General features: G+C 31.8%; 7 protein-coding genes. All 7 read left to right on the top strand.

Annotation, left to right across the window (positions count from 1 at the left end):
- Nucleotides 1-149: 149 nt before the first annotated feature.
- The 7 genes from ACXGQT_RS13675 (at nucleotide 150) to ACXGQT_RS13645 (ending at nucleotide 13,695) form a co-directional block, all read left to right on the top strand.
- Entirely contained in the window at nucleotides 150-1,355 is a 1,206-nt protein-coding gene (locus tag ACXGQT_RS13675) for a glycoside hydrolase family 88 protein (RefSeq protein ID WP_457829140.1), read from the top strand.
- Between the two features lie 7 nt (nucleotides 1,356-1,362).
- Entirely contained in the window at nucleotides 1,363-2,922 is a 1,560-nt protein-coding gene (locus tag ACXGQT_RS13670; RefSeq protein ID WP_457829139.1) for a DUF4955 domain-containing protein, read from the top strand.
- Between the two features lie 10 nt (nucleotides 2,923-2,932).
- The gene (locus ACXGQT_RS13665) at nucleotides 2,933-3,538 is read left to right on the top strand and encodes a CBM96 family carbohydrate-binding protein (RefSeq protein WP_457829138.1); all 606 of its coding nucleotides are present in this window, start codon (nucleotides 2,933-2,935) and stop codon (nucleotides 3,536-3,538) included.
- A 12-nt stretch (nucleotides 3,539-3,550) separates the two neighbouring features.
- Nucleotides 3,551-5,095 (top strand): sulfatase family protein, encoded by a 1,545-nt coding sequence (locus ACXGQT_RS13660; RefSeq protein WP_457829137.1) that lies wholly within the window; start codon nucleotides 3,551-3,553, stop codon nucleotides 5,093-5,095.
- Between the two features lie 188 nt (nucleotides 5,096-5,283).
- Nucleotides 5,284-9,075, top strand: coding sequence for a chondroitinase family polysaccharide lyase (locus ACXGQT_RS13655; protein ID WP_457829136.1), 3,792 nt, complete (start codon nucleotides 5,284-5,286; stop codon nucleotides 9,073-9,075).
- Between the two features lie 33 nt (nucleotides 9,076-9,108).
- Nucleotides 9,109-12,144: a chondroitinase family polysaccharide lyase gene (locus ACXGQT_RS13650; RefSeq protein ID WP_457829135.1), complete on the top strand. Its 3,036-nt coding sequence runs from the start codon at nucleotides 9,109-9,111 to the stop codon at nucleotides 12,142-12,144.
- A 114-nt stretch (nucleotides 12,145-12,258) separates the two neighbouring features.
- Nucleotides 12,259-13,695 (top strand): T9SS type A sorting domain-containing protein, encoded by a 1,437-nt coding sequence (locus tag ACXGQT_RS13645; RefSeq protein ID WP_457829134.1) that lies wholly within the window; start codon nucleotides 12,259-12,261, stop codon nucleotides 13,693-13,695.
- Nucleotides 13,696-13,725: the final 30 nt, after the last annotated feature.

The following is a 13,725-nucleotide window of genomic DNA, read 5'->3' as shown; positions in this document are numbered from 1 at the left end:
TAGTTAAGAAATAAAACATATTAAAAAAAGTCAATTTTCCCCTTGTAAACGAACATTTAGTCCCTCTATAAATAGAGATAACTATTAGATATTGCACCCTAAACTGATGACGTTTTTTTTTAAAACCTCATCCTTATTTATAAAAAATTATGAAAGCACTTAACCCCCTTCTATCCCTAATTATTCCTGTATTATTCATCTCTTGTATGGCTACACAAAAAAACCAGGAACCACCTTCTACGCAAAAACAAATAGCACTATCGGCTAAACAATATACTTTATTAGTAAAAGATGCCGAAGAAGCTAATAGAATTCCACGAACGCTAAATGCCCAAGGTGAAATGCACTGGACTATGGAAGAATTTGATTGGACTGAAGGTTTTTTTCCGGGTTCTTGTTGGTATTTATACGAAATGACTAAGGATGAAAAATGGAAAAAATATGCAGATAAATTTCAAAAACCATACATCAATCACAAAAACAGTACAAGGTACCACGACTTAGGTTTTGTATTTAACTGTTCATACGGAAACGGATATAGATTAACCAACAACCAAGAGTACAAACAAATTCTTATTGATGCTTCAAACTCTTTAATTACTCGTTTTGACCCCGCTGTAGGCTGTATAAAAAGTTGGGATGTAGATAAGGGATGGCAAGCTACTAGGGGCTGGGAATATCCTGTAATTATTGACAATATGATGAACTTAGAAATGCTTTTTGAAGCTTCTATTATTACAGGTGATGATCAATACAAAAACATAGCAATTGCTCATGCCAACACTACAATGAAACATCATTTTAGAGATGATTACAGTTCTTATCACGTAATAGATTACGATTCTATTACAGGAGAGGTAAGAAATAAAAATACAGCACAGGGCTATGCTCACGAAAGTTCTTGGGCTCGTGGACAAACTTGGGGGTTATATGGTTACACGCTATGTTATAGATACACCCAAGACCCCAAATATTTAAAGCAGGCAGAACATATTGCTGCTTATATTTTAAACTACAAAGGAACACCAGAAGACGGCATTCCATATTGGGACTATAACGCTCCAAACATACCAAATGCACCAAGAGATGCTTCTGCTGCAGCAGTAACAGCTTCGGCATTAATAGAATTATCAAAATACTCTAAAAACAACTACCAGCCCTCTATTGATAAAATAATGAACTCATTGGGAAGTCCTCAATATTTTGCAACAGTGGGAGAAAACAAACATTTTATTTTAAAACATAGCACAGGTAGTATTCCTCATAATAGTGAAATTGATGTTCCTTTAAACTATGCCGATTATTACTATTTAGAAGCTTTATCTAGGTTACAAAAAGAAAACATTCAAAAATAAAAAAAGGATGAAACCAACATTTATTTTTTTTAAAACACTTTTATTCTGCTCCGTTTTACTACAAGCACAAGAACAAGATTGTAATATTTGGGAAAATTACAAAACTGCCAAACAAAACAATACAGAGGCCATTTTACCTGACTTTTCTTATGCTGGATACCAGTATAGTGAGGTAGAAATACCCAAAATGGACTATAAGATTTTTGATGTAACCCAATTTGGAGCCAAACCAAATGATACAAAATCTGACAAAACAGCCATTCTTAAAGCCGTAAATGCAGCTACTAAAAACGGAAAGGGAGTTGTCTTTTTCCCAAAAGGAAAATACTACATCAACACTAAAAAAGATGAATTAAATAGTATCATTATCAAATCTTCTAATATTATATTTAGAGGAGAAGATGAAAAGGAAACCATTTTGTTTTTTGACAAAGACTTACCCCCTACCGACCCTAAAAAACTTTGGACTTGTCCTTATGCTATAGAAACACAAGCTGGTGGAGCAGATAGATTTTTAACAAATATTATTGCAAATTCTCAAAGAGAAACTTATAGTATTACAGTTAAAAACAGTGATAAAATAAAAAAAGAAGATTGGGTTATTTTAAAAGTACTAAACAATAATCCTGACTTAATTACTTATGATTTACAACCTTTAAAACCTGCTCCAGAATGGACAAGTATTTTAAACAAAGGTGTACAAGTAAATGAACGTCATAAAGTTAAATCTGTAAATGGAAATACCATTACTTTTTACGAGCCTATACATTATGATATTCAAGCAAAACACAATTGGAAACTATACAGTTTTGCACATATTAACGAAATTGGTTTTGAGAACATCCATTTTGAAGGCAATTGGAAAAAAGATTTTGTACATCACAGATCGGCACAAGATGATGGAGGATGGAGCATTTTAAAAATAAACAGAGCCGTGAACTCATGGATTAAAAACTGTACGTTTAGCAATGTAAACAATGCTGCTGGTTTTTCGCAATCGGCTGCTTGTACTGCTTTAAATATTACTATTAAAGGAAACATTGGACACGGAGCGGTTCATGCAGAAGGAGGCTCTACTGGAATATTACTAGCCAAAATTAACGACTTGGCTGGCATGCATCATGCAGCAGGAGTGGGTGGTGGTAGCACTACAGGAACTGTTGTTTGGAGGTCTAAACACCCAGCACACACCTCTTTTGAATCGCACGCTTCACAACCTAGGTGTACTTTGTTTGACAATGTAGAAGGTGGATTCTTTTTAGGAAGAGCTGGTGGTGCTAAACAAAACTTACCCAATCATGGTCGTTATCTGGTATTATGGAATTACAACGAAACTGATGAAGCTGAAACCAACTTTGAATTTTGGTCTACAAAAACCTGGTATTGGAAAATAGTTCCTCCTATTATTGTAGGGTTTCATGGATCGGGAACAACTTTTAAAGAAGACGAAATTCAAGTTTTAGAAAGTTTGGGAACTCCTGTAAAACCGACTTCTTTATTCGAATCTCAATTAGCATTACGTTTAGGAAAACTACCTAAATGGATAGAACAAATTAATAATAATTAAAAACATACTTATGAAAACATTATTAAAAACAAGTGTATTAGCAATATCATTATTAGCATTAAACACCAACGCACAAGAAAAAATAACAGTATCAGCAGATGCTTTTATACAAGGAGGAAATACTGAAAACACTGCTTTTGGTACTGAAAAAATAAAAAACTTATTGATTTTAAAATCAACAGGAAATGACAAATATTCTCGTATTACTTATTTAAAATTTAAAACTCCTAAAAAAGTATCTGAGCTAAAAAAAGTAACCTTGAACTTTCCCATCAAAGTCTATGAAAATGAAGAAGATCCTGAATTACTTTTTAATTTGGATATTATAGCAGTAGAAAATGACAAGTGGTCCGAAAGTAATATTACTTGGTCTAATGCATTGACTTTAGGAAACACTGTGGGTCATATGAAGGTTCCACAAACCACCAACGGAAAAAACAACAATTGGATTGAGATTGAATTAGATGCCAAAGAAGTAAGTAAACTTATTAATGGAAAAAAAGACAAATACATCACCTTAGCATTGGCTAATAACGAGTTTAATAGATTAAGTGCCATTTTACCCTCTAAAGAAAACTCACCAAAACTAGCAGCATTTTTAACTGTAGAATATTAAAAAACACTCCATATGTTCTATTTAAAAAATACTATTTTAATATTACTTTGTCTTGTTTCTGTTAACTGTACCTCTCAAAAAAAAGAAACAAAGAACACAAACAAAAAACCTAATGTATTAATTATCTACCCCGATCAATTAAGAAGATACAGTGCAGGATTCTGGTCTGAAGACCAATACAAAGACCATGTAATAGGAAAACCCGATCCTGTTCTTACCCCTAATATTGATAGGTTGGCTAAAAATGGAGTAGTGTTTACCAATGCCATTAGTAATTTTCCTCTTTGTAGTCCTGCTCGTGGAATGTTACTTTCTGGTAGGTATCCTGAACAAAATGGAATTTGGAACAATTGTAGGGTTGGTCGTACAGAAAGTTTAAGAGAAGATATTCCCACTATTACCAATTTATTTTATCAATCTGGATACACAACCGCTTATTTTGGAAAATGTCACTGGCAAATGCCCCTACCTTTGTTTGATGAAAATGGTAATTATGTAAACACTACTGATAAACCTGGTGGTCATTATGTAAATCAATATGATACTTATGTTCCTAAAGGAGCACAAAGACATCAAATAGAATACTTTTATCAAGCATTAAAAGATGAGCATTTTAACCCTCATATCTACTCTAACGATCCTTTAACCATTCATGGAAAAAAAGATGGAGAAATATTTTTACCTAAAATATTCTCTCCTAAAAATGAGTCTGAAAAAATTATAGATTATCTTAAAAACACCCATCAACAAAGAGATGAAAAAAAGCCGTTTTTTATGATGTGGGCTATCAACCCTCCTCACAATCCTTGGGATGATAAAAACACAGACATGGATGTTTTAAGAAATGATTATGATGTTGACAAGTATCCTAATGTAGACTCTACCTTAGTGGTAAGAAAAAATGTGGATTATAACGTTGCTGAATATGCTAGACATTATTACGCAAATGTAACCAGTACCGATGCGTATATTGGTAAAGTAATAAATCAATTAGAAAAAATGAATTTATTAGACAACACCATTATTATTTTTAGTTCAGACCACGGAGAAATGCTAGGAAGTCATGGATTAGAAGGTAAAAATGTGGTAGAGCTAGAATCTGTTTCTGTTCCTTTTATTGTGCATTGGCCAAAAGGCTTAAAAGCAGACATTAATAATATTTTATTAAATGTTCCTGATGTATTACCAACCACTATGGGATTGGCTGGTTTAGAAAATAAAATTCCGAAAGAAGTAGAAGGTACCAATTATGCTGATTTATTAAAAAACCCGAATACCTCCTCGGTTAAAAAACCAGAAGCTAGTTTAATTATGTTAAACAAATCCCGAGGAATTTTAACTCATCAATATACTTTGTGTGTAGAAGAAAAAAACAATCAATCTAATTCTTTTATTTATGACAATGTAAACGATCCTTATCAGCTAACCAAAATCAATTTAAAAGAATTGCCTAAAGTATCTCAAAAATTACTAACCCTATTGGGGAGTAAATTAAAAGAAACCAACGACCCTTGGTATCAAAACAAAAAACTAGCAGAACTTATTATCTACCCTTAATATTTAATTTATTTTTTTTTCAATACCCCAATAAAAGCTTTCTTCATGCCCGGAGAAAGCTTTTTAATATCATAATAATGACCCAACCTCGCTTTTGGTAGGTTTACCCCACTTGTTAGAACGTTTATCCCCCTATAAAAAACAAAGTTGCAATTTAATTTTACCTATACAACTTTAACTACCCTTTAATGAAAACATACCTACTATTTTTAATTTGTACTCTTTTATATCTGCAAATAAAAGCACAAGATCAATCTTTTGAAGAAGCTTCTGTGCCTACTAATTGGAATGCCAGTCTTGGAAATTTATCAATATCGGCAGCTCATTATAAATTAGGCACAAAATCTTTACAATGGAATTGGTCTGCTAATGATGTGCTAACCATTAGCAATTTGCAAAATAATGGATTGGTTACTAATGAAGTTTTAGGATATTTTCAAAACATGTTTAGAATGTGGTTTTATAACACCAGTGCTATTGATGGAGAAAATATTGAGTTTGAATTTTATGATAACAATAATGTAAAACAATTCTACTACCCCTTTTACATTAACTTTACAGGTTGGAGAGCTGCATCGGCAAGTTACAAAGAAGAAATGTTAGGAAACAAAACCTCTACCAATATAACTACGCTAAAAATAAAAGCTCCATCAACTGGAAACGGTACTTTTTTTATTGATTTTGTAGATTATACCATGGCTAGAAACACATCGAGATCTGCAGATTATCAACTTCCTTTTTTACAAAAAAACAACGGAGAACATTGGGGTGATATTATGTATTTTCAATCTTTACCTAAAACAGTTGCTTTGGTAAGTCCCACTAATCAGGAATTGAATGATTTAAATAGCATTAAGCAAAAATACGATGCTATCATTTTAGGTTCCTCTCCTAATTCATCTAATCTAAATAGTGCTATTACCAAATACAACAATCAAAACATTCAGTATAATAATGAAATAATAAGTGGTGTTCCTATTTACGGAGCAGATTATAGTGATACTCAAAACATTAATATTGTAGATGAATTTATTTTAATTTTTGCTCGCGACTACCAACACAATAATAATGCTAGTAGTTTAACCTATTTTTTAAATTCAGTAAGATATTTATTAGACCAAGGTTTTGCCGATGGTAGTGCCATGGAAACAGTACATCATATTGGTTATAGATTCAGAAACATTGCAAGAGCCATTCATTTAATGAAAAAAGAATTAGAAAATGTTGAACTTTGGACTCCTGCTCAAAAAATGGTAGAATGGTATTCTGCTGTTGACCTTATATGGAACCCAACGGCTAACAAAAGTAATTTAGATGATGGTATTACAAGAGCACAATCTATTTTAGGAGCTTGCTTGTATAAAAACACAAATGAAGAGAAAGTACAATACTTAAAAGGATATAAATTATATTTAGAAAACTGGTTAACATTATTCTCTAGAGAAGGTGAAGGTTTAAAAACTGATTATACTGCTTTTCATCACAATACTTGGTACCCTCAATATGCTTTTGGTGCTTATAAAGGAATTGCAGAAACCGTTAATTTAACTTCAGGTGGAGTCTACCAAATTAACCATGATAAAATCAAAATTTTAAAAAATATTTTATTGACTGCTAGAATTACCATGAATAAAAACAATTTTCCTAATTCTCTATCAGGAAGAACTCCTTTTTCTACGTTTAGTATTACTCAAGCCTATAAAAACATTGGATTGGTTCCTCCTATTGATGAGCAATTATTGGGAGCTTATAATTATATTAACGGAAGTGATCAACAAACAAATACTTATGCTTTAGAAACTCCTCCCGTAGGTTTTTGGCAAATTAACTATGCCAATATGGGTGCTTATAGACAAGATAACTGGGTAGCAAACATTAAAGGGTTTAACAAATATTTTTGGGGAACAGAAATTTATACCTCTGACAATAGATATGGAAGATATCAAAGTTATGGTGCTGTAGAAATTTTATACTCTGGTGGACATATAAACTCTGGAGTAAACATTCTCGGGTGGGATTGGACTAAAACCCCAGGTGCCACAACCATAGCATTGTCTTGGAGTGACTTGGTTGCAAGTAATAGTAGACAAGATGAAACCACTAATAGCAATTTTGCAGCTAGTCTAAGATTTAAGAAAAAAAACAACGCTTATATAGACAGTAAACTAGAAGGTGAATATGGTGTTTTTGGAATGGACTTCACTCAGAAAGCAATTACAAGTACCCATAACAATACTTTTACTTTTAAAAAATCGGTATTTTGTTTTAATGGAAAAATTATTTGTTTAGGTAGTAACATTAGCAACAACAATGCAAATAACAATACTACTACCAATTTATTTCAAAATTATTTAACCAATACAAATCAAGCCATTGTTGTAAATAATACGTCTATAACTACTTTTCCATACAGTCAGATTACTTCAAATAAAAATGACTACAATTGGATCATTGATGCTTATAACACCGGATATTACATCAAAAAGGGAGATGATATTGTTATCAACAGACAGAATCAAACCTCTCCAAACGAAAATGGAAATGGGACTTTTACCAACGGAAATTTTGCAACAGCTTATATAAATCATCAACAAGCACCAAACAATGCTAGTTATGAGTATGTAATTATTCCTAATGCCAACAACAGTATTATGGAAAATTTCACCAATAATATGCAAAACAACAATACTGCTTTTTACAACGTTATTCAGCAAAATAGTACTGCTCATATTATTAAACACAATACTATTTATGGATATTCTTTATTTACTGCTGGAGATTATGGAACTACTACTCCACTAAAATCTAACGATCAGCCTTGTTTGGTAATGCTAGATAACAATGGCCAAAACATGGATATATCGGTAGTAAATCCTGATTTAAATTTTGCATCAAACAACGGAGATAGTCAATCAAAAACAATCAACTTAATTTTAAATGGAAACTGGAGTGTAACCAATAATAATGGAAACTCTGTACAAACTAATATAAATGCAGATAATAATACTGTATTAACTATTAATGCCAAAGATGGTTTGCCTGTAGACATAAGCCTAACCAATAACAATAGTAGTTTTAACAACACCTATTACCCTTATTTTTATTACGAAGATTTTAGATATACACAAAACAGAGGTTACCAAATACAAGTGGTTGCTAACAGTGGACAAGATGTAAATGAAATAGGAAAAGCCATTAGTGATATTCCTGACAATACAGACTCCAACAACAAGTTTAGTGATACAAGACCTACTCATAGAATACCCGAAGGAAGTGCCAGAGATCAAAAAGCCATTGCTATTAAAGGAGCTTCAAGCTCAGAAAATTTTGCAATAGAGGCCTGGGTTGTTTTAAATACTTTAGACTTGTCTGAAACCAATAATTATTTATCTGATGACCCACATAAATACGTGAGCTTTTGGACTGAAACCAGATATGCCAACGGAGGAACCTCTCATTTGTCTCTACAAATTTCTACAGATTATTCAGGAGACGTAACAACAGCTACTTGGACAGATGTTACCGATAACTTAAATCAAATTGCTCAAAACAACGATGCCAATAACCTAATTTACCTTAAGTCTTTGTTAGATATTTCGGAGTTTAATAGTAACACCTTTACTCTTGCATTTAAATACACTAGTAACAACAGTCCTTATTCATCAACCAACAGAAACGGTACTTTTTACATTGCTGATGTAGCTTTTTTTACTGCAGCAGAAAACCTTAGTAACAAGTTTATAGAAAAAGAAAGTCCTTTTATTATTTACCCTAATCCTAGCCAAGGAATTATTCATATTCAAAACAATGAAAACAAACCTATTCAAAAAATTAGTGTAATGAATATGCTTGGACAGATTGTACATGAACAAAAAAACAGTCATAAAATCAACTTACAAACATTTCCTAAAGGAATTTATTTTGTCCTTATTCAATCTAATTCCTCTAGTACTTATGTTCACAAAATAATCAATAAATAATTATAACTTATACTCACTTTTAGCCCCAATACTATGCTTAAAAAACAACCAACTTTATTTATACTTACAGTTATTTTGTCATTGTCTATACAAGCACAAAAAACAATAAAACCTGCTGTAGAATCTTTTGAAAACAAAAAAGTTCTATCAGAATATAACAAATCATCTAAGAGTAAAATTACTATTAGTAAGGATCATTTTAAGTTTGGAAAATCTTCTTTAAAATGGGAATGGAAAGGAGAAAGTTATTTTAGTACTAAAAACTTTAGGGTTTTAAGTAAAAAAGAAAGTCCCTTGCGATATGGAGATCATTTTCCATCAAGCCCTACTTTGGTCATGTCTATTTACAACGAAACAGCACAAAACGAAACCATTAAAATTTCCAACGCTGATGAACAAAATAATAAAGCTTGGTTTAAAATCAATTTAAACTTTACAGGCTGGAGAACTATTTGGGTTCCTTATTACGAAATGCAAGGAAATACCCCTAAAAAAGGAGATCCTATTAATTTTAACAACTTTAAAATTAGCACTACCGCTAAAAAAGGAAAATTATATTTTGATGATATTGTGTTTTCTCAATATCAAGATGATAGACATCAATACCCTGATGAAATAGTACCTTTTATAAAGTCTGAAATGAAACCAGGAGCAGACCATTGGATGCCACTAACTCAAAACATTAACTTTATAAAAACCTTAAAAACACCAACAATTACCACTCAAGATAAAAATGATTTAAAAGAGATTGAAAAGAGATTAGATGCTAATTTTAGATTTGTGAGTTCAAATAATATCCATGTAGAAAATTTAAAAAGTGACTTTAACAAACTTCATATTTATCAAAAAAAGAAAACTGTATTAGGTCCTCCAATGGACTTTAAATTAGAACAGATTTACTTTAATGAAAACCAACAAGGAAAAGACAATCATAATGAAGTCTCTAGCTTAGGTAAAAATCTAAAAAACCTAGCTTTGGCATATAAACATGCTTCTTTTAAAGATCAAAAAGCCATTGAAGAAATGTTTGTATTAGGGACTCGTTATTTTTTAGATCAAGGTTGGCAATCTGGAGCTTCGGGAGGTACAAGACATCATATTGGATATGATGTTAGAGAAATTGCCGATGCTTTTTACATAATGAGAAATACCTTAAACAACAATAATTTGTTACACGAGGTTGGAGCAAGTCTACACTGGTTGTTTAACGTGGGAATGGTTTTGGGAGATGAAGCTGACTTTCATGTAAATATTGATTATTTAAACACTCAGGCTTACTACCATTTAATGTTAATTTTCTTAACAAAACCCATTGAAAAACAAGCGGCATTGTTAAAAAAATATTCCAATTACATTAGCATCACTTTGGCTCAACAAAAAGAAGAATGGGGTTTTAAAATTGATGGAACGGCTTGGCATCATAACGGACATTATCCTGCATACGGAATGGGAGCTTTTAACAATGTACCCAATATTATTAAAACTTTATCTGGAACTGAGTTTAGAATTGGAGAAGCTGGACATCAAAACTTTAAAAACGCATTTTTAGCCACACATTTATATAGTCAAAAACTAGATTATGGTTTTGGAAATGCAGGTAGACATCCTTTAGAAGATAATAGTATTAAATCTTTAAAAGATGATTATTTAAAAATGGCTTTATCGGGAAATCCTAAAGGAACAGAAGAAGTTGATACAGAAGTTGCAGCTGCTTACTTATATTTATGGGGTGAGCAAGACAAATTGACTAGTAAAAAATTTGAAAAACTAAACATTAAAAAAGAAGTTTTACCTACATATAAAACATTTCCATATGCTGCAACTGCAATACATAGAGGGAACAATTGGGCAGCTTTAATTAAAGGATATAGTAAATACGTTTGGGCATCAGAAATTTATGTAGCTTCTAACAGGTATGGTAGATATCCTGCCAATGGAACTATAGAACTTATCAATCAACATGGAGAAAAAGCTAGTGGTTTTTTACAAAATGGTTGGGACTGGAACAGGTATCCTGGTGGAACTATTGTTTATTTACCTTTAGAAGAACTAGAACCAAACACTCCTTTATTAATGTTTAGATCTAATGAAACTTTTGCTGGAGCTATTGAACAAAACGGAAACGGACTTTTTAGTATGATCTTAAACGAATCTAAAGGTTCTAACGCTGATGGAAAAGAGGTAAATATTGGTTTTTCTGGAAAATTAAAAGCTCATAAATCTGTGTTTTCTTTTGGTGATAAATTAATTTGTATAGGAACTAATATTTCTAGTATAGACACTATAAATCCTACACAAACAACTTTATTCCAATCGGCAATAAAAACAGAAAACACACCAGTTTTTTCAGAAATAGGAGGATCGATTTCTCAATTTCCTTATAACAATGAGTCAGGAAAATATTTAATAGATCCTTATGGAAATGGTTATCATATTTTATCTAACACTAAAAGTTTTGTTTCTAAAAAACTACAAAACTCTTATCACAACAAGTACTCTATTAAAACAGGAGCTATGAACCCTAAAGGAAAAGGTGCTAAAACAACAAAAGGTAATTTTGCTAGTGCATGGATAGATCATGGAAATGCTCCTAAAGATGCCTCTTATCAATATGTTATTTATCCTTTTATGTCTGCAGAAGAAACAAAGTCTTTTAAAAATTTAGCAAACAAAGACAATAGTTTTAAAATTATAAAAGCAGATAGTATTGCCCATGTTGTTATAGACAAAACTACAAACACAACAGCTTATACCATTTTTGAAAAAGAAACAAATATCAAAGACAGTATCATTCAAAAAGTTTCTAAGCCTTGCTTGTTAATGATTCATAAAAGCAATGAACATCACTTAAAACTAAGTTTTGTACAGCCAGATTTAAATTTTAAAGAAATTAAATCTAATAGATTTTATAATTATAGTAACGAACTAACCACATCTATTTACTTAAAAGGGGCATGGAAAACAACTTCTAATCAAAATGTAACAAGCTTATTTGATGGAAAAAACACTATTTTAACCTTTAGTAGTAAAGATGGCTTTACAAATAGTGTAGAAATAACAAAAAACTAGTATTTATAAGGGTTTAGAACAACATCCCCCCTTAGTAAGAACTATTTATCCCCCTATAAAAGGTTATGTTTCTGGTAATTTTACCATAAACATAACCTTTTTAACTTCTATATTATGAAAAAAATTACCCTACTATTAATGTGTATCCTATCATTAGGAGCATATTCACAAAGCACTTTTTATTACGAAGACTTTAGGTACGATAATGGTACTAGAGGATTCACCATTCAAACAGTTAGTAATAGCGGACAAACTGCCTCTGAATTAGGAAAAAGAATTTCTGATGTTCCAGATGCTTCAGATTCAAGCCCTGTATTTTCTTCAAGATCTACCACTAGAATTCCAAATGGTGGAGCAGCAGACCAAAGAGCCATCTCTTTTGCACTATCTAACACCGTAAATTATGCTGTAGAAAGTTGGGCCATTTTAACCTCTCAAGACTTATCTGCCATTAACGGTCCTAAAGTTTCTTTTTGGTCACAAGCAAGATATGCCGATGGTAACACCTCTTCTATAAAAATAATGGTTTCTTCTGATTATGTTTCAGGAAATGCACCTTCAACAGCAAACTGGACAGATGAAACTGCTAACATTACCGGAAACATTGCTACTTCTGGACAAAACAATTTAACTTATGTCTTTGGACAATTAGACCTTTCTGCTTATTCAGGTACAAATGTTACTGTAGCTTTTAAAGTACAAGGGGATGATTCTGAATATTCATCAAGCAATAGAAATGGTACCTATTGGATTTCTGATATTGTTTATCAAAACACTCCTATTGATGTAGCTACAGGAGCTATTACTTTAAATGTAAGTAGCAGTAGTCAATCAGGTATTTTTGATGAACCTACTCCTGCCATATCAGAAGACAATTACCTTGTTAAATATTTTGATAGAATTTTTACAACTGAAACTTATTCCACAAGATTTGTTGCCAATGCTGCTATTCCAGCAGGAGAAGGAGTTGTTTTTAAAGTTGCTGATATATACAACCCTATTAAAATTTCAGAATTTAAATACAGTATTCGTAACGCTCAAAAAGAAGGTTATTCTTCTTTATGGAAAATTGAAGCAAGTAACGATAATAGTACTTGGACAGATGTTGGTGGAGGAAGTTTTACTCCAATACAAGATGGAAATGCCGATGTAACCGAAGAAACAAAAAACGTAAACACCAATAATATTGCCTATAGGTATTATAGAATGGTATTGGCTGAAGAATTCCCAGTAGAAAGCAACACTGGTTTTATTGAATTTCAAGAAGCCAACTTTACCGTTACCGAAACTACATTGTCTAGCACCAACATTAACACTTTAGAAAAGGGATTAAACATCTATCCTAACCCAACTTCTAACGTTATCAACATCAGCAATATTAACGAGATTGAGATTTCTGATATAACCCTTATTGATGTTACTGGAAATGTTTTATACAACAGCAACACAACCACCCCTATTAATGTACAAAACCTAAACAATGGTATTTATATTTTAAAAATTACCGCTACAAGTGGAAATATTCTTACCAAAAAAATCATAGTAAATTAACTTATCTACCCTAGTTATTTTTAAACGTCT

The organism is Wenyingzhuangia sp. IMCC45467, from assembly GCF_054111205.1.
The sequence above is the reverse complement of the archived record's forward strand: the minus strand, read 5'-3'. Positions and strand labels throughout refer to the sequence as shown.

Bases quoted from the DNA above. Each gene is read 5' to 3' on its own strand.
- ACXGQT_RS13675 (WP_457829140.1), top strand. From the start codon at position 150: ATGAAAGCACTTAACCCCCTTCTATCCCTAATTATTCCTGTATTATTC.
- ACXGQT_RS13670 (WP_457829139.1), top strand. From the start codon at position 1,363: ATGAAACCAACATTTATTTTTTTTAAAACACTTTTATTCTGCTCCGTT.
- ACXGQT_RS13665 (WP_457829138.1), top strand. From the start codon at position 2,933: ATGAAAACATTATTAAAAACAAGTGTATTAGCAATATCATTATTAGCA.
- ACXGQT_RS13660 (WP_457829137.1), top strand. From the start codon at position 3,551: ATGTTCTATTTAAAAAATACTATTTTAATATTACTTTGTCTTGTTTCT.
- ACXGQT_RS13655 (WP_457829136.1), top strand. From the start codon at position 5,284: ATGAAAACATACCTACTATTTTTAATTTGTACTCTTTTATATCTGCAA.
- ACXGQT_RS13650 (WP_457829135.1), top strand. From the start codon at position 9,109: ATGCTTAAAAAACAACCAACTTTATTTATACTTACAGTTATTTTGTCA.
- ACXGQT_RS13645 (WP_457829134.1), top strand. From the start codon at position 12,259: ATGAAAAAAATTACCCTACTATTAATGTGTATCCTATCATTAGGAGCA.